The sequence below is a fragment of the Modicisalibacter muralis genome (genome assembly GCF_900102945.1).
Taxonomy (GTDB): domain Bacteria; phylum Pseudomonadota; class Gammaproteobacteria; order Pseudomonadales; family Halomonadaceae; genus Modicisalibacter; species Modicisalibacter muralis.
This window is the reverse complement of the sequence record NZ_FNGI01000002.1, coordinates 415,703-437,059: the sequence shown is the minus strand read 5'-3', so window position 1 is coordinate 437,059 and position 21,357 is coordinate 415,703. Positions and strand designations below refer to the sequence as shown.

The following is a 21,357-nucleotide window of genomic DNA, read 5'->3' as shown; positions in this document are numbered from 1 at the left end:
CCGTAATAGGAAGCCCATGACGACGTATGCCATTGGCGATCTGCAAGGCTGTCACGCCGAGTTCGTGGCGCTGCTCGAACGACTCGACTTCGATGCGCGCCGCGATCGGCTGTGGCTCGCCGGCGATCTCATCAACCGCGGCCCCGATTCGCTGGCCTGCCTGCGCGAGGTGCATGCGCTGGGCGAGGCCGTCAGCGTGGTGCTGGGCAACCATGATCTGCACCTTTTGGCGATCGCGCGTGGCGGCATGAGCCATAAGCGCTCGGATACCCTGCAGGCGATCCTCGATGCGCCGGATTGCGATGCCTTGCTCGACTGGTTGCAGTCCCAGCCATTGTGGATCGATGACGGCCTCGACGATCCCGATCGACTCACTGTGATGACCCATGCCGGGTTGCCGCCCTGGTGGTCGGTGGCGCGCGCTCGCGAACTGGCCGGCGAGGTCGAATCGACACTGCGCGGGAACCGGGCGGGTGGCTTTCTCGAGCACATGTACGGCGATGCGCCACGCCGCTGGCGGGACGATCTCGAAGGCGCCGACCGGCTGCGTGCCATCGTCAATATCTTCACGCGCATGCGTTTCATCGCCGCCGATGGCACGCTGGATTTCGCCGCCAAGGCAGGGCTAGATGCCACGCCCGCTGGCTTCGCGCCGTGGTTCACCTATCCTCGCGATGACGATCCGCGCATGTTGTTCGGTCACTGGGCGGCGCTGGGCGGACAAACGCCGGGAGCCGTGGTGCGCGCCGAGGCACTGGATACCGGTTGCGTATGGGGCGGTAGCCTGACCGCGCTCGATCTGACCAGTGGCGAGCGCATCGGCGAGCCCTGCCAGACCCGCCACGGTCCTTCTTAAGCTATATCTGAAAAGTGTCTGCGCTTGCCCATACTGCGTTAAAAATAGGTTCAAGATGCTCATTTACAACGCGTAAACTCCGCTCTTTCACCGATTTTTGTCTTGTCTGGACTTCGCTCGTCGACTTTTGAGACAAAGCTTAATAACGAACTCGCTGGAGGTTGCATGAGCCAAGCCGCTTTCGAACATCTCGATCACGCCACCCTTGAGACCTGGCTGGACGATGGCCAGCCGCTGACCCTGGTGGATATCCGCGACCCGGTGAGTTACGCCCAGGGTCACATTCCCGGCAGTCGCCATCTCGATAACGCCACGGTCGGCGATCTGTTCGACGAGGCACCACGCGAGCGCGCCCTGGTGGTGGTGTGCTACCACGGCCACTCCAGCCAGCAGGCCGCGGACTGGTTGGCCGGGCAGGGTTTCACGCAGGTGTATAGTCTGGACGGCGGTTTCAGCGACTGGCAAATACGCCATCCGCATCGCGTCGCACAGTGAGCGCCCGATGAGTGAAAGGGATCGTTACATCGCCGGGCTCGACGTCTATCGCGTCGGCGGCGCGGTGCGCGACGCACGCCTCGGCTGGCCGGTGGTCGATCAGGATTGGGTGGTGGTCGGCGCCACGCCCGATGCAATGCGCGCGCGCGGCTTCAAGCCGGTGGGCCGCGACTTCCCGGTCTTCCTGCATCCCGAAACCCACGAGGAATATGCGCTGGCGCGCACCGAGCGCAAGCAGGGGCGCGGCTATACCGGGTTCGCGGTGCATGCCAGCCCCGAGGTGACGCTGGAAGAGGACCTGGCGCGCCGCGACCTGACCATCAACGCCATGGCCGAAACGCCAGACGGTGAGCTGGTCGATCCCTTCCACGGCGAGCGCGATCTCGATGCGCGCCTGCTACGCCATGTCTCGCCGGCCTTCGTCGAAGACCCGCTGCGGGTGCTGCGCACCGCGCGCTTCCTGGCACGCTACCAGGGGCTGGGCTTCGCCATCGCTGACGAGACCCGCGCGCTGATGCGCCAGTTGACCACCAGCGGCGAGATCGCCCATCTGGTCGCCGAGCGTGTCTGGCAGGAAACCGAAAAGGCATTGGGCGAGGCCTACCCGGCAGCCTACTTTCAGGCGCTATCCGGGAGCGGCGCCCTGGGGGTGCTGATGCCCGAGCTTGGCAGCGGTGAAGAGACGCTGAATCTGGCGTTGGCGAGGCTGGGCAAACCACCGGAAGACAACGGCGCCCTGGCTCGTTGGCGCTGGGCGCGACTCTGCGAGCATCTCGACGAAGCCTCGCGGCAGACCTTGCAGGATCGCCTGCGCGTGCCCAATGCCTGGCGCGACCTGGCGCGTCAGGCAGCACTCACTCGTGACTTATGGAAAGATGCCGAGAAAGGCCCCTTGGGCGCCGCGCGAATCCTGCGCTGGCTTAACGATGTCGATGCCTGGCGGCGCGGTGAGCGCATCGCGCCGCTGCTGGCACTGGTCAGCCTGGAAAACGAAGCGTTGGCCACCGACCTGTCGCTGTGCTGGCGTCTGGCTGCCCAGGTGTTGCCACGGCAATTGGTCGATGAAGGTTTTCAGGGCGCTGCGCTGGGCGAGGAGTTGGCAAGGCGTCGGCAATTCGAAATCGAGACCGCCCTCGACGGCTGATCCGGAAGCCAGGAAGCCAAATGGCTCAGGCCGCGCGCGAGATAAGCCGGCCCCGCCAATGAAAATCCACCGGCCACAATCGCTGATCGCCGAGGTCAAAATTCGCCCATAGCTCGGCGTAACGCATTTGGCTGACCGGGTGGCGGGTATCGGGCAATAGCTCGGCCAACGGCTTGAGGACGAAGGCGTTGGCGGTGATCTCCTCGCGGGGTAATGTCACGCCGTCGATGGTGCCGCTCAAGTCGCCTACCGTCAGCAAATCGATATCCAGGGTGCGCGGGCTGAACTTGGCGCTGTCGGCGCGCCGGCCGTTGGCGAATTCGAGGCGCTTGCACCAGTCGCGCAATTCGCCAACCGCTGCCAGGGCTTCGGTCGTCGGGCTTTCAAAGGCGGCGACCAGATTATAGAAGTTGCGACCGTCCTCGAAACCAACCGGCTCGCTCTCGAAGACCCGCGAGACTCGCAATTGCGTGAACTCCGCGTGCAATGCATCGAGGCAGGCGAGAACGTGTCGCTCGCGCTCGATATTGCTGCCGATGCTGACGACCACCTGCACCATCAACGCTGCCCTCGTTCGATACACACGCCGACCGCGGTGGCATTGGCCACCGCGCCGGGTTTGCGTAGCGTCATGCGCAGCCAGGGGATCGCGAATTCCTCGCGCAGCAGGGCGGCGAGACGCTCGGCGAAGGTTTCCACCAGGCCGAAATCGCTGGCCTCGGCGAACTCGCCGATGCGCTCGCTGATGGCCGCGTAATTCAATGTCTTGTCCAGGTCGTCACCCGCCGCCGCGGGGCGAATATCGCTGGCCATTTCAAGGTCGAGCACCAGGCGCTGGCGAATGCTGCGCTCCCAATCGTAGACGCCGATGACGGTCTCCACGCTCAGGCCTTCGATCAGTACACGATCCACGCTCACTTCCTCCGCCGGCAAAATTTCGATTGTAGCGCGCAAAACTGGCAGAATCCCGAGCTGTTGTCACGATTCAATCGCTGACGGACCAGGCCATGCCGCTCTTCGACATCGTCTTTCTTACCACCGCCCTGATGGGGCTGGGCTATCTCTGTGGCGCCTGCCTGGGGGCGCTGTGGCTATGCCGGTTGGCCGGTGTCGGCGATCCACGCCTGGACGGCTCGCACAACCCCGGTTTCTCCAACGTGCTACGCCTGCACGGCAAGCGCCTGGCAGCGGCGACGCTGGCGTTCGATGCCGCCAAGGGCGTGCCGGCGCTGTGGCTGGCCAAGAGCTGTGACCTGCCGACCTGGGCCCAGGGCCTGGTAGGGTTCGGCGTATTGCTGGGTCACAGCTACCCGCTATGGCATCGCTTCCGAGGTGGCAAGTCGGTGGCCAGCGCATTTGGCGTGCTATTGGTGTTGACGCCGCTGGTGGCCCTGGTCTGCGCCGCCTGCTGGGTGGTGCTGGCCTGGCGGGTACACACCGCGGCGGTGGCCTCGCTGGCGAGTGCCGCGCTGGCGCCGCTGGCCAGCGTGTGGCTGGCGCGAGATTACGTGTGGGTGATCATCGCCTTCGCCGTGCTGGTACTGGTACGCCATGTGTGGAACATCCAGCGCCTGGGTCGAGGCGTCGAGCCAAGGCTCGATGAGAGGCATGACGATGAACGGCACAAGCCACCCGGCGGGATCAGGACGCCGGAGGAGTGAGTCGGTCGAGCGGCCAGCGCGGCACCGCGCGCATGGTCGTGTCGTCGCGTTCGCCGGCCAGTAGCCTTTGAGCACCAACATACGCGATCATGGCGCCATTGTCGGTGCAGAAACGCCCGCGCGGATAGTAGGCGCGCGCGCCACGCTTGGCGACTTCGACGCCCAGCCGTTCACGCAGGCGGGCATTGGCGCTGACGCCACCCGCGACCACCAGCCGCTTCAGGCCGGTCTGGTCGAGTGCGCGGCGGCATTTGATCACCAGGGTATCGACCACCGCCTCCTCGAAGGCGCGGGCGATATCGGCGCGGTCCTGGTCAATGAGTTCGCCCGCCTCGTCGCGTAGCTTGTTGGCGGCGGTCAGGGTGTGCGTCTTGAGGCCCGAAAAGCTGAAATCGAGGCCCGGTCGGTCGGTCATCGGGCGGGGGAAGCGAAAGCGCCGTGGATCGCCGCGTTCGGCCAGACGCGCCACCTGTGGGCCACCGGGATAGGCCAGCCCGAGCATCTTGGCGGCCTTGTCGAAGGCTTCGCCGGCGGCGTCGTCGACCGATTCGCCGAGCAGCCGATAGCGGCCCAGGCCGCCGACCTCGACCAGTTGCGTGTGACCGCCGGAAACCAGCAGGGCGACGAACGGGAAGGCCGGCGGCTCGTCTTCGAGCATCGGCGCCAGCAGGTGCCCTTCCATATGATGTACGCCAAGCACCGGGATGTTCAGCGCTCGGGCCAGGCCGTGCGCGGTGCTGGCGCCGACCATCAGTGCGCCGACCAGCCCGGGGCCGGCGGTATAGGCGATGCCGTCGAGCTCATCGCGGGCCAGCCTGGCGGCGTCGAGGGCTTCCTGAATCAGCGGCAGCAGCTTGCGGGTATGATCGCGCGAGGCAAGTTCCGGCACCACGCCGCCGTATTCGCCATGCATGGCGATCTGGCTATACAGAACGTCGGCCAGCAGGCCGCGATCGGTGTCGTAAAGGGCGACGCCGGTTTCGTCGCAGGAGGTCTCGATCCCCAGTACGCGCATGGTTGTCTTGGCTCGTCGATCGGCAAAGCGGTTATTCTACGCGCTTTGCGCCGGCATCGGCACGGTCCGGCAAGCGAATTTGCAAACAACGACGCCTGCGACTAGAATATCGAACGCTGTAAGACTGGGTCGCGCATCCGGTTGCCTGTCTCGCCCTTCTTCATCGCTTCCGTGCTTGGTTTCCATTCGGCCCAAAGGCATGACGTGTTGGCGGTCTACAAGCGAGCGATGGATGCGCGTTCAAACCGAACTCATGATTCCAAGGTAGGTGAGTGCTTAATGCCTTCTGTCAAAGTACGCGATAACGAGCCGTTCGACGTCGCACTGCGTCGCTTCAAACGTTCCTGCGAAAAAGCCGGCGTTCTATCCGAAGTTCGTCGTCGCGAGAACTACGAGAAACCGACTGCGGTACGCAAGCGCAAGGCTGCTGCGGCCGTCAAGCGTCATGCCAAGAAGCTCCAGCGCGAGCACAAGCGTTTCGAACGGCTGTATTGATCCGTACTGGAGGCAGGTAACTGCCTCAGAGGGACGCCAAGCGGCCGCCATCCGGTGGCCGTTTGTTTTTGCGTCCGCTCAGGTGTCTTCCCTAGCCAGGCTCTGTCCGAAAAGTCGGCGAGCGACGATCAGGCAAGGCAAAAAGCGGCGAAAAGACGGAGTTTACTAAAGTAAATGACTACTTTGAGCCAATTTTTAACGCCGTATGGTTGAGCGCAGACAGTTTTCAGGCAGAGCCTAGTGCGCTTCGTTCGAGAGCCTAACCGATGGCCGGTCAGATTCCCCAGCGCTTCATCGACGATCTGCTCGCCCGTGTCGACGTGGTCGAGGTGGTCGGCGAACGGGTGCAATTGAAGAAAGCCGGTCAAAACTACTCGGGGCTGTGTCCGTTCCATCAGGAGAAGTCGCCGTCGTTTACCGTTAGCCACGACAAGCAGTTCTATCATTGCTTCGGCTGTGGCGCGCACGGTAACGCGTTACGCTTTCTGATGGAGTACGACAACCTACGCTTTCCCGAGGCGGTGGAGCAATTGGCCGCTCGCCAGGGCATGGACGTGCCGCGTGAAGGCGCCGACGATCCTCGTGCCCAGGCGCGCGAGAAAAAGCGTCAGCAGGGCGTCAATCTGCTCGAACTGGCGGCGAGCTTCTTCCGCGAGCGCCTGCCGATGGCCGAGGGCAAGAGCGCGCGCGAGTATCTGCAGCGTCGTGGCCTTTCTCCCGAGGTGTTGCGCGATTTCGGCATCGGCTACGCCCCCGGCGAGTGGGAGGCGCTCAAGCGTCATCTCGCCGGTCATGGCATCGGCGATGCGGTACAGGTGGAATACGGGCTGTTGGTGCAGCGCGAGGATAGCGGGCGCAGTTACGATCGCTTTCGCGATCGGGTGATGTTTCCGATCCGCGACTGGAAGGGGCGCACCATCGCTTTCGGTGGCCGGGTACTGGGCGACGCCAAACCCAAGTACCTCAACTCGCCGGAGACGCCGGTCTTCCACAAGGGGCGCGAACTCTACGGGCTGTATGAGGCGCGCCAGGCCAACCGCCAACTCGAGCGGCTGGTGATCGTCGAAGGCTACATGGACGTGGTGGCGCTGGCCCAGTTCGGCATTCGCAACGTCGTGGCCACGCTGGGCACCTCGACCAGTGAGGATCATCTCAACCGGCTATTCCGTCTGGTCGGCGAGGTGGTGTTCTGCTTCGATGGCGATAACGCTGGGCGCAAGGCGGCGCGGCGAGCACTGGAGACGGTATTGCCGTTGATGATCGATGGCCGTCAGGCACGCTTTCTGTTCCTGCCCGAGGGCGAGGATCCGGATAGCCTGGTGCGACGCGAGGGTAGCGAGGCCTTCGGCGATCGCATTACTTGCGCCAGCCCGCTGTCGGAATTTCTGTTCGAGCAGGCGGCCGAAGGGCGCGACCTGCAACGCATCGAAGATCGCGAACGCTTCGCGACGAGCGTGCTCAGAGCGCTGGAACGCTTACCGGAAGGCGTACTCAAGTCGTTGCTGCTGCGCGAACTGTCGACGCGAACCGGTGTCGAAATGGCACGCTTCCAGGCGCTTTTGAAGGCGCCGGAGCCGGCAGGTGACGCGTTGTCGCGCGACTCGGGTCCCGCTGGCGAAAATGGGGGCGAAAACCAGGCCGAGCGATCATCGACCTGGAGTGGTAAGCCGCGCGGTGGGGCGCTCGGGTTGATGGCGCGCACGCTGCAGCTGTTGGTGCATGAACCGCGGTTGGTGGAGCGATTGCCTGAAGAATTGGACTGGTGTGCCGATAATGAGAGTGATGGGGCCTTATGTCGTGAGGTAATCCGTCTGCTACGTGCCGGTCGCTATCGCAGTTCGCAGGTGTTGCTGGCGCATTTTCACGGCACCGCCGAAGGGCAACGCCTGCAAGCACTGGCGCGCCGTGAGTTGCTGATACCCCGCGGGGACCGAGGGGTGGAACTCGATGGCCTGGTGGAGAAGTTCCGCAAGCAGGCATCCAGCATCGAACCGGAAACGCAGATCGAGCGTCTGCTGGCCAAGCAACAGGGTGGCGAGAAACTATCGAGCGACGAACGCCAGCGCCTCATGGATCTATTCAAGATCGTCGAGCGTAAATGAGTAAGGGGTGGCTGAGTCGGGCAGGGCGATGGGGCGCGGGGTTGAATTGTCGCCTACCATCACCATTTAAGGGTGACGATAGCGAGCGTAACCCAACAAATTAACACACCTGAATGGCGGCGCAAATAGACGACTGGCGGGTTAGTGGCCTTAGCCGCTATAATTGCAGGCTTATGAGTTTTCAACGCCTTTTTCGTTCAGGTGCTTCATTCTTCTTCGTCGATATAGGGTTTCTATGGCTGGAAATGCGCAGCAGCAGTCACGTCTGAAGGAGTTGATCGCGCGCGGCAAGGAGCAGGGCTACCTGACCTATGCCGAGGTCAACGACCACCTTCCCGAGGATATCGCCGACCCGGATCAAGTGGAAGACATCATCGGCATGATCAACGATATGGGTATCAGTGTCGTTGAACAAGCCCCTGATGAAGACACGCTGATGATGTCGGATCACTCCACCGATGAGTCCGCCGCCGAGGAAGCGGTGGCGGCATTGGCGGCGGTGGAGAGCGATGTCGGCCGGACCACCGACCCGGTGCGCATGTACATGCGCGAGATGGGTACCGTGGAGCTGCTGACTCGCGAAGGCGAGATCGCCATTGCCAAGCGGATCGAGGAAGGCACCCGCGAGGTCATGTCGGCGCTGGCTTATCTGCCCGGTGCGGTGGAATCGATTCTTGACGCCTATGATGCGACTCAGGACGAGGAGCTGCCCGGGCGGCTGTCCGATCTGTTCTCGGGATTCATCGATCCGGATGAAGGCATTCCCGGCGTCGCCGAGGCGGATGTGCCCGAGGAGGAACCCGTCAGCGAAGACGCCGAGAGCGACGGCGAAGACGATGACGATGCCGCGGAAGAGGAAGAGACCACCAGCGGCCCCGATCCTGAAGAAGCGCGTGCGCGTTTCGAGCAGATTCGCGAGCAGAATGCCGTCGCCAAGGCGGCCATCGACAAGCATGGCGTGGCTTCTGTCGAAGCCAAGACAGAGAAGGCGCGCCTGGCCGAGTTGTTCTCACCGATCAAGCTGGTGCCCAAGCACTTCGAGCGCCTGGTCGGCCAGGTGCGCATCAGCGTCGAGCAGATACGCATTCAGGAGAAGACCATCCTTCAGGTCTTCGTCAAGAAGGGCAAGGTGCCGCGCAAGACCTTCATCAAGGCCTTCCCGAGTAACGAATCCAACCCGCAGTGGCTGGATGTGTTCCTTGCCAATAACGCCAAATACACCGACAAGCTCGAGCCGTTTCGCACCGATATCGCGCGTGCGCAGCGCAAGATCGCCTTCGAGGAAGCGCTGATCCAGTTGCCGGTGGGCGAGATCAAGGAAGTCAATCGTCGGCTGTCGATCGGTGAAGCCAAGGCGCGCCGGGCCAAGAAGGAAATGGTCGAGGCCAACCTGCGCCTGGTGATCTCGATTGCCAAGAAGTACACCAACCGTGGTCTGCAATTCCTCGATCTGATACAGGAAGGCAACATCGGCCTGATGAAGGCGGTCGACAAGTTCGAGTACCGCCGGGGTTACAAGTTCTCGACTTATGCCACCTGGTGGATTCGTCAGGCGATTACCCGCTCGATCGCCGATCAGGCGCGCACCATCCGTATCCCGGTGCATATGATCGAGACGATCAACAAGCTCAACCGCGTATCGCGCCAGATGCTTCAGGAGATGGGCCGCGAACCGACCCCGGAAGAGCTCGGCGAACGCCTTGAGATGCCCGAGGACAAGGTCCGCAAGGTACTCAAGATTGCCAAGGAACCGATCTCCATGGAGACGCCGATCGGGGACGACGACGATTCGCACCTGGGCGACTTCATCGAGGACGGCTCGATGTTGTTGCCGATCGACTCGGCGACCGGCGAAGGGCTGATCGAGGCGACCCGTAACGTGCTGGGTGGGCTGACGGCGCGCGAGGCCAAGGTGCTGCGCATGCGCTTCGGCATCGACATGAATACCGATCACACGCTGGAAGAAGTCGGCAAGCAGTTCGATGTGACCCGCGAGCGAATTCGCCAGATCGAGGCCAAGGCGCTGCGCAAGTTGCGCCACCCGTCGCGCTCGGAGCCGCTACGTTCGTTTCTTGACGAGTAGTTTCGGACTCGCATTAACAAGCGAGTAGTTTCGGACTCGCATTAACAGGCGAGTAGCTTCGGGCTCGTATCAACAGATGAGTAGTCCGGTTTAAAACGTCCAGGCCGACAACGACGCCCGCGAGTTTATTAACTCGCGGGCGTTTTCATATTCAAGGCCGGGCAAACAGTGGAATCTGGAACCGTCTGCGATAGGCTCCTGGTGTCATCCCCGTGGTGCGTTTGAACAGGCGTCGGAAGAAAGCGGCATCCTCGTAGCCGACACGCCAGCTAATCTCGTCGATAGACGTATCGGTGCGTTCCAGCCGGCGCTTGGCGTCTTCAACCCGCAGGCGCTGCACGTAGGCGGTCGGCGTCAGGCTTGTCGCCGCAGCGAAGCGCCGCTTGAACGTGCGTTCGGCAAGTTTCGATCGATTGATCATTCCATCCACCGGATTGGCGGTCGAAAAGTGGCTGCTCAGCCATGTCTGTGCGCTCTGGATTTCGCTGTCGCCGTGGTCGCTCCTACCTTCGAAAACGATGTAGGGTGCAAGTCCGTCCTGATGCCATTGAAGCGCGAACAAGCGCGCCACCTCCTGCGCCATCGTGGCACCGGCATGGTGCGCAATGAGGTACAGCACCATGTCGTGCCAGGTTGCCGATGCGCCCGAGCTGACTAGATCCTCGTGCAGACCCGCGATTACGAGCACACGATCGGGATGAATCTCCACGGCCGGATACAGAGCGGTGAAGGCGCTGGCATAGCCGAAATGCACCGTGGCTTCCCTGCCATCGAAAAGTCCCGTCTCGGCCAGGAGAAAGATGCCGGAGCAGGCTGAACACAATCTGGCTCCTCCCTCGTGCATGTGCTGCAGCCAGTCCACCAGGCGCGGATAGCGTCCCTTTTCCCAACCAGACGGCTTCAACAGCACTGACGGCACGATCACGATGTCGCAATTCTCGATGTCTTCGATGGCGCGCTGCACATCGATGGGCACGCCGCTTGCGAGCGGCAACGCTCCCCTCTTTTCCCCGACGATTTCGATCCGAAACGGAGGCGTCGCGCCGGGGGCAAGACCCATCAGCGTGACCCCATTTACCACGTCGTAGATGCCGGCCAGCGTAGAAATGACCGCGTCGGGTAGGGCGACGAGGCTGACTTGCATGGGTTTGGGGCCGGTGTGGTTCATTTGTCTGACCATCGCGATTGATCGGGTACCCCAGTGGTGTTGTATCCAGTGTGGCATGAATGAACCGATCATGGGTGATTATGGCTCTGACGCGCATCCTGGCGCGCGTCTACCATCGCTGTCAGCTCAGCAAATCCTGCGAGCGTCAGAAAGGAGAAGTGATGATGGAAGCACTAGTGGAAACACCGGTGATCGATCAGGAGAAGCTCGAAGCCTTCGCCATGCGAGCTATCGGTGACCTGGGGGCTGGCTATACCGGTGTGATGGTCAGCCTGGGTTGCAAGCTTGGCCTCTACAGGGCATTGGCCGGTGCCGGCCCGCTGAGTGCGAAGGAAGTCGCCGCGCGCGCGGAATGCGCCGAACGCTACGTGCGGGAGTGGCTGAACGCTCAGGCAGCTGGCGGGTATATCTCCTATCATGCCTCGAGCGACACGTACGAACTCCTGCCGGAGCAGGCGATGGTGCTCGCCGACGAGGAAAGCCCCTTCTACATTCCGCACGCCTGGAACGTACCGGCGTCGATGTGGTTCGATGAAGAGAAGGCCCTCAATGCTTTCCGCACTGGCCGGGGCGTGGCTTGGGGCGAACATGACGGGCGGCTCGCCTGCGGTGTGGCCGCATTCTACCGGAATGGTTACCGCGCGAGCCTCGTGTCGCAGTGGTTACCGGCGCTGGACGGCGTGGTGGCGCAGCTCGAAGCGGGTATCGACGTGGCTGACGTGGGCTGCGGGCACGGCCACTCGACCCTGCTCATGGCCGAAGCCTTTCCGAAATCGCGATTCCACGGCTTCGACACCCATGCCGCATCGATCGACGAGGCGCGGCAAAGCGCATCCGCCGCAGGGTTGGAGGCCCAGACCGATTTTTCGCTTGCCCGGGCTGACGGCTATCCCGATCGGCGCTACGGCCTCATCTGCTTCTTCGATACACTGCACGATCTGGGCGATCCGGTGGCTGCAGCGAGACATGCGGCTGAGACCCTTGCCCCGGGCGGGACGGTGATGCTGGTCGAGCCGTTCGCTAACGACCGTCTCGAGGACAACCTCTCGCCCGTGGCGCAGCTCTATTACGCCGCATCGACTTCGATCTGTTGCGCGCACGCGATTTCCGAGGGCGGCACGCTCGTCCTCGGTGCGCAGGCAGGGCAGGTGCGTCTGGCCGAGGTATTCCGCAAGGCGGGTTTCACGCATTTCCGCCGAGCCGCCGAGACGCCCTTCAACCTGATCTTCGAAGTGCGGCGCTGAGGCGTCGCCCCCTTCCACTACAGTGTTCGCCGCATACTGCGTCAGCGCTGACACGGTATGCGGCGGGCCAGCAGCAGCAATTCGATCACCGCGAACAGCAGCAAGGTGTAGCCAAACAACGCGGTGACTTCCTCGGCGACATCCTTGAATACCCGCACATAGCTTTCGGCGAGAATCGCTTCCCAGAACTCGCTGCGACCGTAAGGGCGCGAGAATATATACGTGTCGAGAAAACCGGCGGCGAACAAGCTGAAGAAGAAGTTGTCGTCATTCTTGATTTTTTCCGTGAACCGGATTGGTAGAGCGTTACCAGAATGTTATGAGGTGCAGCATGCTTTAGAGCCTTTATTCGACCGGCGTGCTGCGTGCGGCTTCCTCGACGATCCAGTCATGTATGGCCAAAACGCGGCGATCGTCCAGCGCGCCTTGGGGGTAGACGATGCCGTAGCGCTTGCCGGTCGCCACGCGCTGCGTGAAAGGGGCGATCAGCTTGCCGGTCTTGAGTTCATTGGTGATCAGCGTGCGCCGAGCGATGGCGACGCCCATGCCGTCGATGGCCGCCTCCATGGTCAGTTGATTGCGATTGAAGGTATAGCCACGTCGCACGTTGACATGCAGCGCCTCGATGGCACTCAGATAATGCTCCCATTCGGCGTAGTCGTGGCTGCCTCGCCAGGCGGTGATGTCATGCAACAGCGGGTAATAGGCCAGATCCTCGGGACGATGCAGCGCAGGCCTGCCACGCATCAGCCCAGGTGCGCAAACCGGAAAGATCACTTCGTCCATTAGCGGGGTGATTTGCAGGCCGGGGTAATGGCCGTCGTTGAGATCGATGGCCAGGTCGAAGTCGCCGTCGCGCAGCGAGATATTGCTGTCTTCGGCGGCGACGTGCATTTCGATATCCGGGAAGCGAGCCTGGAGCCGGGGCAGGCGTGGCATCAGCCACTTGGCCAGAAACGATGGCACCGAGCGCAATCGCAGGATACCGCTCATCACCCCCGAGCGTAGTCGTCTGACTTCAAGCCCCACCGCCTGATAGGCATCGTCGACCACGCTGGCCAGCCGTTGCCCCTCGTCGGTCAGTTCAAGGCGGCGTGGCAAGCGGCGAAACAACTTGAAACCCAGGCGCTGCTCGAGCTGCTTGATCTGCTGGCTGACCGCGCCGGTGGTGACGTGCAGCTCCTCGGCGGCGCGGGTGAACGACAAGTGGCGGGCGCTGACGGCGAAAACCTTCAGCCAGGCATGGGTCTGGGCGTTGAGGGGACGGCTCATGATTTAGCTATTCTAAAGTGAAGGCGAGATATTCTCGGTTGTCTCTCGTATAACCGCGGTCCACTCTAGTGTCAAACTCGAGTCGTTTTTCGACCGCTTTAGCGATATTGATTTACTGCGAGCCGGCATGGGCAAACGATGCGCGGCGAGGAAGGTACCATGTCCATCAGTGTATTCGACCTGTTCAAGATCGGCGTCGGTCCGTCGAGCTCCCACACTGTGGGACCGATGCGCGCGGCCAGCGACTTCATCGAGGAACTGCGTGGCCGCGACCTGCTCGAGCGCGTGGCGCGTGTCGAGGTTCAGCTCTACGGCTCGCTATCGGCCACCGGTATCGGTCATGGCACCGATCGCGCGGTGATCATGGGACTGATGGGCGAACAGCCCAGCCGCATCGATCCGGCGATCATCAATCCCTGCATCGAGGAACTGCTCGAGGCGCAGACGCTGATGCTCGATGGCCGTCTGGCGATTCCGTTCATCTGGGTGCGCGACATGCAGTTGCTCGAGGAGAACCTGCCGCATCATCCCAACGCCATGCGCCTGATCGCCCATGGTCACAGCGATGAGCTGTACCGCAATACCTATTATTCGGTCGGTGGCGGTTTCGTCATCGACGAGCAGCAGGCCCAGGCCGGCGATCTCGATACCGACACCACCACGCTGCCCTACGATTTCAACAGCGCCGCCGAACTGTTGGCGCTGTGCCGCATGCACGGCCTGCGCATCAGCGAGTTGATGATGGCCAATGAAAAGGCCTGGCGCGACGAGCAGGAGATTCGCGACGGGCTTTGGACGATCTGGCAGGCAATGTGCGATTGCATCGACAACGGCTTCGCCCACGAAGGCGTGCTGCCCGGTGGCCTCAACGTCAAGCGCCGCGCCGCCGAGCTGCATCGTCGCCTGGTGGCCATGGAGGGCAGCCACAGCCTGATCGCCTCGACGTTTTCGGCGATGGACTGGGTCAACGTCTTTGCCTTGGCGGTCAACGAGGAGAACGCCGCCGGCGGACGCATGGTCACCGCGCCCACCAACGGCGCCGCGGGCATCATCCCGGCGGTATTGAGCTACTACATGAAATTCCAACCCGAGGCTAGCGAGCGCGACGTGGTCGACTTCCTGCTCGCTGCCGGTGCGGTGGGTATCCTGTGCAAGAAGAATGCCTCGATCTCGGGCGCCGAGGTCGGTTGTCAGGGCGAGGTCGGTTCGGCCTGCGCGATGGCGGCGGCGGGGCTCGCCGAACTGATGGGCGGCACGCCCGGCCAGGTCGAGAATGCCGCCGAAATCGGCCTAGAGCACAATCTCGGACTGACCTGCGACCCGGTCGGCGGGCTGGTGCAGGTGCCGTGCATCGAACGCAATGCCATCGCCTCGGTGAAGGCGATCAACGCTGCGCAGATGGCCCTGCGTGGCGACGGCGAGCACTTCATTTCGCTCGACAAGGCGATCCGCACCATGCGCGACACCGGGGCCGATATGCAGGATAAGTACAAGGAAACCTCGCGCGGCGGACTGGCGGTCAATGCCATCGAGTGCTGAATTTTCCTGATTTTCGATCAACCCTTTGGGCGCCTGTATGGGCGCCTTTTTTTGTTTTTTCGTGCCGAATGACTCGCTTGATGCGAGGCTATCCTGTAAATGCCGTGCGGCGGCCGAGTTCATTGTCGTTGCATTGAGAGTAGGATTGGAGCGCTTGCCGCTAACCGACAGGAAACGCATGCTCATGAACCCACAAGACAGCTGTATCATTCGTAATTTTGGACACTTTTGTGAGCTATCGGGTGGCGAGAAGTCGCTTTTGCACGAGCTGGAGAAAAGCCCAACCAGCGTGCGGGCGGGGCAGGCATTATGGCAAGAGAACGACAAGGCGAACGAATTCTGCACGATCAGTCGCGGCTGGGCGTACTCCTACCGCGATCATGGCGATGGTAGCCGGCAGGTTCTCGAAGTGTTTCTGCCGGGCGATATCGTCGGCCTGCGCGAGTTTGCATTCTCCCAGCGCCTGGCGGGGGTGATGATGATCGACGATGGCGTGGTCTGTCACTTTCCCCATCGTCGGCTGGCCGAGGTCATTCGCCAATCGAACAAACTGACCACGGTATTGTTCGCGATCGCCAGCCGTCAGCAGGCACTGCTTACCGAGCGGCTGGTCAGCCTCGCCCGGCGTAGCGCTCATGAGAAGCTGGCGCATTTTCTGTACGAGATGTATCTGCGTGTCTTGCAGACCGGCGCTACCGACGATGGGCATTTTCGCCTACCGCTATCCCAGGAACAGATCGCCGATGCGCTGGGCCTGAGCACGGTGCACGTCAGCCGCACGTTCAGCGCGTTTCGCGAAAAAGGGATGGTGCTGCGCGAACGCCACAAGATTACGCTGCTCGACTCCGACGCCTTGGCGCGTGTGGCGCAGTTCGACAGCCGCTACCTTCACGATAACGTACGCCCGCTGTTTGCCGATTAGCCAGCGTCGCGATCGCCACCCCGCTCGGCGGCGAAGCGCTCGACCAGAAAGTCGACGAACTGGCGAATCTTGGGTGACAGGTGGCGGTGGCGCGGGTAGACCACCCAGACTGCCGTGTCGCTGTATTGGTAGCTGTCGAGTACCGAAACCAATTGGCCACTGGCGAGGTGCTCCTCGACGTAATAGTCGGGCAGTTGGGCAAGCCCCAGCCCTTTCAGGGCGGCATCGAGCAGCGCCGGCCCCGAATTGGCCTGGCAGCGACCGCTCACCCGCACTTCGCGGCGGCTGCCCTTGTCGCTGAACAGCCAGTAATCCCGCGAGCCTACCAGGCAGGCGTGATTGGCCAGCTCGGCCAGGCTGTGTGGGCGCGAGACCTGTTCGAAATAGGCCTTTGAGCCGACGACGTATTCACGCCGCTCGCACAGGCGGCGCGCTACCAGCGTCGAGTCCTTGAGCACGCCCAAGCGAATGGCCACGTCGTAGCCTTCCTCGATGACTTCCACTTGGCGATTGGTAAAATGCATGCGCACTTCCAACTGCGGATGCAGGCATTGGAAATCGTTGACCAGCGGCGCGATGTAGCGCTCGCCGAACGTCGTCGCCGAGGTCAGCTTGAGTACCCCGTGGGGACTCGATTGCAGGTCGTTGAGTGCCGCTTCGGCCTGGCTGAAGCCATCGAACAGGTGCCGACAATGCTCGTAATACAGCGCTCCTGCATCGGTCAGCCGGGTCTGGCGCGTGGTGCGGTAGAGCAGTTGGGTATCGAGCCGATTCTCCAGTTGACCGACCAGGCGGCTGACGTGCGAGCTGGAGACCTTGAGATGCCGCGCGGCGGCGGAGAAGGTGCCGAGTCTGACCACTTCGGTAAAGGCTTCGATGCGATCCCAGCGTTGCATTGTTGCTCCTCGGCAATAATCTTGTGAGCCAGTCCGCGTTTATCATTACCGCAACACTGCCTAAACTGGAAGCCATTGTACGCTGCTCATCGTGCCGCGATGGGCGGCGTCATCGTGCCATCGACAAGGAGAACGCCTGATGAAATCGCGTGCCGCCATTGCCTGGGAAGCCGGCAAGCCGCTGGAAATCGCCGAGATCGACGTCGAGGGGCCCAGGGCCGGCGAAGTACTGGTGCGTATCGTCGCCACCGGGGTCTGCCATACCGACGCCTTCACGCTGTCGGGCAAGGACCCGGAAGGCTTGTTCCCGTCGGTTCTCGGCCATGAGGGCGCCGGGGTGGTCGAGGAAGTCGGTGAGGGTGTGACCAGTGTCCAGCCGGGCGATCATGTCATCCCGCTGTATACCGCCGAGTGCGGCCAGTGCAAGTTCTGCCTGTCGGGCAAGACCAACCTGTGCAGCGCGGTACGCGCCACCCAGGGCAAGGGTGTGATGCCCGACGGCACCTCGCGCTTCTCGCTCGACGGCAAGATGCTCCACCACTACATGGGCACCTCGACCTTCTCCGAATACACCGTGCTGCCCGAGGTCTCGCTGGCCAAGGTCTCGCGCGAGGCGCCGCTGGACAAGATCTGCCTGCTCGGCTGCGGCGTGACCACCGGCATCGGCGCGGTGCTCAACACCGCCAAGGTCGAGCCGGGTTCGACGGTGGCGATCTTCGGCCTCGGCGGTATCGGCCTGGCGGCCATTCAGGGCGCGCAGATGGCCAAGGCCAGCCGCATCATCGCCATCGACATCAACCCTGACAAGTTCGAGTTGGCGCGCCAATTCGGCGCCACCGATGTGGTCAACCCCAAGGATTACGGCGACCCGATCCAGCAGGTGATCGTCGACATGACCGACGGCGGCGTCGATTACTCCTTCGAGTGCATCGGTAACGTCAACGTCATGCGCTCGGCGCTGGAATGCTGCCACAAGGGCTGGGGCGAATCGGTGATCATCGGTGTCGCCGGGGCCGGCGAGGAGATCGCCACGCGGCCGTTCCAACTGGTCACCGGGCGGGTCTGGAAGGGCTCGGCGTTCGGTGGCGTCAAGGGCCGCAGCGAGTTGCCGGGCTATGTCGATCGCTACATGAACGGCGAGCTCAAGATCGATGAGTTCGTGACTCACGACTTGCCGTTCGATAGCATCAACGAGGCCTTCGAATTGCTGCACGAGGGCAAGAGCATTCGCTCCGTTCTGCACTATTGAGCCTGGCTTATGCGACCTCATTCGCACGGCTTGTTCACATGTAAGGAGAACGCCATGACCATGTCCGAAACATTGGAACTGGTGAGTGCCACCAAAAGTTTCGGCGGTTGGCTGAAGCGCTACAAGCATCATGCCCGTGCGCTCGATTGTGAGATGACCTTCTCCCTCTACCTGCCGCCCCAGGCGGAAGAGGCTCGGGTGCCGCTGCTGTGGTGGCTGTCGGGGTTGACCTGTACCGACGAGAACTTCATGCAGAAGGCCGGCGCCCAGCGCCTGGCGGCGGAACTGGGTATCGCCATCGTTTGCCCCGATACCAGCCCGCGTGGGCTGGATCTGCCCGGCGAGCATGACAGCTACGATTTTGGCTCCGGTGCCGGTTTCTACGTCAACGCCACGCAGGAGCCCTGGGCGCGCCACTACCGCATGTACGACTACGTCAACGACGAGTTGCCTTCGGTGGTGCGTCAGCACTTCCCGCTCAACGGCCGCGAGGCGATCAGCGGGCACTCCATGGGCGGGCATGGCGCCCTGGTCCTGGCGCTACGCCAGCCGGGGCGCTTCGCCTCGGTGTCCGCCTTCGCCCCGGTAGTCAATCCCAGCGTGGTGCCGTGGGGAGAAAAGGCCTTCTCGCACTACCTGGGCGATGACCACGGGTTGTGGACGCAGTACGACGCCTGCGAACTCGTCGCCAAGGGGGCATCGCGTCAACCGCTGTTCATCGATCAGGGCGAAGCCGACAACTTCCTCGATGAACAGCTCAAGCCCGAACTTCTGGAAGCCGCCTGCGCCAAGCGCGATCATCCACTGACCCTGCGCCGCCAGCCGGGTTACGATCACAGCTACTTCTTCATAGCGACCTTCATCGAAGACCATCTGCGCTATCACGCCAAGCATCTCAAGGCCGCCTGATCGTTTTCAGCCTCTTGCCGGTCCAACGTGACGCCTCGCTCAGCGGGGCGTCGTCGTATCGGATTCATGCAAGCATCCGAAGCGACTCCGAGATATCAATGGGCGACATCATTGCTCAATGGCAATGCTTTTTTGCGTCCTGATAGCCAAAAATCACATGTCAAAACGCGACACAGGGCGTACATTGCCAGCAGACTTGTTCGATAACGACAGTGCTGACGACATGTCAAGGCGCAAACATAACAACGACAACGATCCCTGATAGCGTCCGCAGGGAGACCCAACACCGTGTAGGAGGTGATCCGCATGGCATTTTCTCAGACAGCCAACGCCACACCGACGGCCACGCGGACCGTCGTGCCCCAGACCCTCGGCTTTCTACTGCTTGAAAACTTCACGCTGATTTCGCTGGCATCGGCGATAGAGCCGCTGCGCATGGCCAACCAGCTGGCCGGCCGCGAGCTTTACCGCTGGTATACCCTGAGCCAGGATGGCGCGGCCGTGCGCGCCAGCGACGGGTTGCAGGTCACGCCGGATGCTTCCACGGCCATTCCGTTGTCGCTCGATTGGGTGGTGGTGTGCGGCGGTGTCGGCCCCAGCCGCAGCGTGACCCGCGAACACGTAGGCTGGCTGCAATCGCAGTCGCGCCAGCTACGGCGTCTGGGCGCGGTGTGTACCGGTAGTTGGGCGCTGGCCCGGGCCGGTCTGCTCGACGGCTACGAAACCAGCATCCACTGGGAGTGCCTGGCCGCCATGCAGGAGGCCTTTCCACGCGTGGCGCTGACCACCCGGCTATTCTCCATCGACCGCGATCGCTTCACCGCCTCGGGTGGCACCGCGCCGCTCGACATGATGCTCAACCTGATCGGCCGCGATCATGGTCGTGAACTGTCGGCGGGTATCTCCGAGATGTTCATCTACGATCGCGTGCGCAACGAGCAGGATCAGCAGCGCGTGCCGCTCAAGCACGTGCTGGGAACCACCCAGCCCAAGCTGCTCGAGATCGTCGCGCTGATGGAAGCCAACCTCGAGGAGCCGATCGGCCTCGACGAGCTGGCCAACTACGTCGACGTGTCACGGCGCCAGTTGGAGCGATTGTTTCAGAAATACCTGCACTGCTCGCCGTCGCGTTACTATCTCAAGTTGCGCCTGACCCGCGCGCGCCAGTTGCTCAAGCAGACACCGATGTCGATCATTGAGATCGCCTCGGCCTGCGGTTTCGTCTCCACGCCGCATTTTTCCAAGTGTTATCGGGAATATTTCGGCATTCCGCCGCGCGACGAGCGCCTGGGGATCGGTGCGCGCGACCCGCGTAGCGCCGCGTCGGAGCCCGAAGCGGGCTCGCTGCTGGTGCGTCAGTCGCTGACCCCGACCGCTCAGGAGCCGGTTTCCAGCGCGGTACTGGCGCTGGCGCAGGCGCAGGGCGAGCCGACCTATGCCAGTGTGCCGTGCCGTTAGACTAACAACGCGAGTTGTAATGCCGTTGATGCCGCCCTTCAGCCGATGGAGGGCGGCATTGTTATACTGGGCGCCCTCGCAACTGGATAAAGGCGCCATCACATGACCCACGGCTGGCCGCGCAGGGTGCTGCGCTACGCGCTGATCGCGGTACTCGGTTTCGTTGCCGCCTCGCTGGTGCTGGTGATGCTGCTGCGCGTGGTGCCGGTATTCGGCTCGATGGTCATGGTCGAGCGCAAGGTGCAGTCATGGATCGCCGGCGAATCGCTGAACATCCGCCACGACTGGACCCCGTGGGAGCAATTGGCCGACACCGCCAAGCTCGCGGTGATCGCCGCCGAGGATCAGAAATTTCCCGAGCACGTCGGTTTCGACTTCAAACAGATACGCAAGGCGATCTCGGCCTGGCAGTCCGGTGAGGATCTGCGCGGCGCCAGTACGATCAGCCAGCAGACCGCCAAGAACCTGTTTCTGTGGACCGGTCGCAATTGGCTGCGCAAGGGGCTGGAAGCCTGGTTTACCGTGCTGATCGAATTGCTGTGGCCCAAGGAGCGCATCCTCGAGGTGTATTTGAATATTGCCGAATGGGACGACGGCGTATTCGGTCTCGAAGCCGCCGCCCAGCATTATTTCGGCGTTTCCGCCGACGATCTCAGCACGCTCCAGGCCAGCCGGCTGGCCGCCATCCTGCCCAATCCACGCGGTTGGAGTGCATCGAGTCCCTCGGGCTATATTCAGCAGCGCAGTGCCTGGATACGCCGTCAGATGGATCAACTCGGTGGCGTGTCCTATCTGCGGCGGTTGTAAGCCAGCGCGATAACCAAACGGGTATCGCTACCTGCGGAAAAC

At 62.4% G+C, this 21,357-nt stretch carries 21 protein-coding genes; 14 read left to right on the top strand and 7 right to left on the bottom strand.

Annotated features, from left to right (window positions below):
- Positions 1-16: 16 nt before the first annotated feature.
- The 3 genes from BLR92_RS06595 (at position 17) to BLR92_RS06585 (ending at position 2,495) form a co-directional block, all read left to right on the top strand.
- Complete coding sequence (locus BLR92_RS06595; RefSeq protein WP_089726720.1) at positions 17-856, top strand: symmetrical bis(5'-nucleosyl)-tetraphosphatase; 840 nt, start codon at positions 17-19, stop codon at positions 854-856.
- A gap of 165 nt (positions 857-1,021) precedes the next feature.
- Entirely contained in the window at positions 1,022-1,351 is a 330-nt protein-coding gene (gene glpE, locus BLR92_RS06590; RefSeq protein ID WP_089726718.1) for a thiosulfate sulfurtransferase GlpE, read from the top strand.
- A 7-nt stretch (positions 1,352-1,358) separates the two neighbouring features.
- The gene (locus BLR92_RS06585) at positions 1,359-2,495 is read left to right on the top strand and encodes a tRNA nucleotidyltransferase/poly(A) polymerase-related protein (protein ID WP_089726716.1); all 1,137 of its coding nucleotides are present in this window, start codon (positions 1,359-1,361) and stop codon (positions 2,493-2,495) included.
- A 25-nt stretch (positions 2,496-2,520) separates the two neighbouring features.
- Here BLR92_RS06585 and folK read toward each other — a convergent pair whose 3' ends face one another.
- The gene (gene folK, locus BLR92_RS06580) at positions 2,521-3,054 is read right to left on the bottom strand and encodes a 2-amino-4-hydroxy-6-hydroxymethyldihydropteridine diphosphokinase (RefSeq protein ID WP_089726714.1); all 534 of its coding nucleotides are present in this window, start codon (positions 3,052-3,054) and stop codon (positions 2,521-2,523) included.
- Positions 3,054-3,407: a dihydroneopterin aldolase gene (gene folB / locus BLR92_RS06575; RefSeq protein ID WP_089726712.1), complete on the bottom strand. Its 354-nt coding sequence runs from the start codon at positions 3,405-3,407 to the stop codon at positions 3,054-3,056. The genes folK and folB overlap by 1 nt, the downstream gene beginning before the upstream one ends.
- A gap of 95 nt (positions 3,408-3,502) precedes the next feature.
- Between folB and plsY the strand changes: the two genes are divergently transcribed.
- Positions 3,503-4,156, top strand: coding sequence for a glycerol-3-phosphate 1-O-acyltransferase PlsY (gene plsY / locus BLR92_RS06570; protein ID WP_089726711.1), 654 nt, complete (start codon positions 3,503-3,505; stop codon positions 4,154-4,156).
- Here plsY and tsaD read toward each other — a convergent pair.
- Positions 4,137-5,171: a tRNA (adenosine(37)-N6)-threonylcarbamoyltransferase complex transferase subunit TsaD gene (gene tsaD, locus BLR92_RS06565; protein WP_089726709.1), complete on the bottom strand. Its 1,035-nt coding sequence runs from the start codon at positions 5,169-5,171 to the stop codon at positions 4,137-4,139. The two genes, plsY and tsaD, sit on opposite strands and share 20 nt — an antisense overlap.
- Positions 5,172-5,450: 279 nt before the next feature.
- Here tsaD and rpsU point away from each other — a divergent pair, with 279 nt between their 5' ends.
- The 3 genes from rpsU (at position 5,451) to rpoD (ending at position 9,851) form a co-directional block, all read left to right on the top strand.
- Positions 5,451-5,666: a 30S ribosomal protein S21 gene (gene rpsU / locus BLR92_RS06560; RefSeq protein ID WP_089726707.1), complete on the top strand. Its 216-nt coding sequence runs from the start codon at positions 5,451-5,453 to the stop codon at positions 5,664-5,666.
- Between the two features lie 266 nt (positions 5,667-5,932).
- Complete coding sequence (gene dnaG / locus BLR92_RS06555; protein ID WP_089726705.1) at positions 5,933-7,768, top strand: DNA primase; 1,836 nt, start codon at positions 5,933-5,935, stop codon at positions 7,766-7,768.
- Between the two features lie 235 nt (positions 7,769-8,003).
- Positions 8,004-9,851, top strand: a complete 1,848-nt coding sequence (gene rpoD, locus BLR92_RS06550) for an RNA polymerase sigma factor RpoD (RefSeq protein ID WP_089726703.1) — start codon at positions 8,004-8,006, stop codon at positions 9,849-9,851.
- Between the two features lie 151 nt (positions 9,852-10,002).
- Here the strand turns inward: rpoD and BLR92_RS06545 are convergent, their stop codons facing one another.
- On the bottom strand, positions 10,003-11,019 hold the full coding sequence (locus tag BLR92_RS06545) for a GlxA family transcriptional regulator (RefSeq protein ID WP_089726701.1): 1,017 nt from the start codon (positions 11,017-11,019) through the stop codon (positions 10,003-10,005).
- Positions 11,020-11,180: 161 nt separating this feature from the next.
- Here BLR92_RS06545 and BLR92_RS06540 point away from each other — a divergent pair, with 161 nt between their 5' ends.
- A complete protein-coding gene (locus BLR92_RS06540) occupies positions 11,181-12,263 on the top strand; it encodes a class I SAM-dependent methyltransferase (RefSeq protein WP_089726971.1) in 1,083 nt (360 codons plus the stop codon).
- 41 nt (positions 12,264-12,304) lie between these two features.
- Here BLR92_RS06540 and BLR92_RS06535 read toward each other — a convergent pair whose 3' ends face one another.
- Positions 12,305-12,511: a hypothetical protein gene (locus tag BLR92_RS06535; protein WP_175488741.1), complete on the bottom strand. Its 207-nt coding sequence runs from the start codon at positions 12,509-12,511 to the stop codon at positions 12,305-12,307.
- Positions 12,512-12,608: 97 nt separating this feature from the next.
- Positions 12,609-13,535: a LysR substrate-binding domain-containing protein gene (locus tag BLR92_RS06530; protein ID WP_089726699.1), complete on the bottom strand. Its 927-nt coding sequence runs from the start codon at positions 13,533-13,535 to the stop codon at positions 12,609-12,611.
- Positions 13,536-13,694: 159 nt separating this feature from the next.
- Between BLR92_RS06530 and BLR92_RS06525 the strand changes: the two genes are divergently transcribed.
- Both BLR92_RS06525 and BLR92_RS06520 read left to right on the top strand, forming a co-directional pair.
- Positions 13,695-15,074, top strand: a complete 1,380-nt coding sequence (locus BLR92_RS06525) for an L-serine ammonia-lyase (RefSeq protein ID WP_089726698.1) — start codon at positions 13,695-13,697, stop codon at positions 15,072-15,074.
- A 184-nt stretch (positions 15,075-15,258) separates the two neighbouring features.
- The gene (locus tag BLR92_RS06520) at positions 15,259-15,996 is read left to right on the top strand and encodes a Crp/Fnr family transcriptional regulator (protein ID WP_089726969.1); all 738 of its coding nucleotides are present in this window, start codon (positions 15,259-15,261) and stop codon (positions 15,994-15,996) included.
- Here the strand turns inward: BLR92_RS06520 and BLR92_RS06515 are convergent.
- Positions 15,993-16,892, bottom strand: a complete 900-nt coding sequence (locus tag BLR92_RS06515; protein WP_089726696.1) for a LysR family transcriptional regulator — start codon at positions 16,890-16,892, stop codon at positions 15,993-15,995. The genes BLR92_RS06520 and BLR92_RS06515 overlap by 4 nt on opposite strands.
- Positions 16,893-17,031: 139 nt before the next feature.
- Between BLR92_RS06515 and BLR92_RS06510 the strand changes: the two genes are divergently transcribed.
- The 4 genes from BLR92_RS06510 to mtgA all read left to right on the top strand — a co-directional run bounded on the left by BLR92_RS06510 (position 17,032) and on the right by mtgA (position 21,315).
- Positions 17,032-18,141, top strand: a complete 1,110-nt coding sequence (locus tag BLR92_RS06510; RefSeq protein WP_089726694.1) for an S-(hydroxymethyl)glutathione dehydrogenase/class III alcohol dehydrogenase — start codon at positions 17,032-17,034, stop codon at positions 18,139-18,141.
- 54 nt (positions 18,142-18,195) lie between these two features.
- A complete protein-coding gene (fghA, locus tag BLR92_RS06505; RefSeq protein ID WP_089726693.1) occupies positions 18,196-19,050 on the top strand; it encodes an S-formylglutathione hydrolase in 855 nt (284 codons plus the stop codon).
- A 306-nt stretch (positions 19,051-19,356) separates the two neighbouring features.
- Positions 19,357-20,508 (top strand): choline metabolism transcriptional regulator GbdR, encoded by a 1,152-nt coding sequence (gene gbdR, locus BLR92_RS06500; protein WP_089726691.1) that lies wholly within the window; start codon positions 19,357-19,359, stop codon positions 20,506-20,508.
- Between the two features lie 102 nt (positions 20,509-20,610).
- Entirely contained in the window at positions 20,611-21,315 is a 705-nt protein-coding gene (gene mtgA / locus BLR92_RS06495; protein WP_089726690.1) for a monofunctional biosynthetic peptidoglycan transglycosylase, read from the top strand.
- Positions 21,316-21,357: the final 42 nt, after the last annotated feature.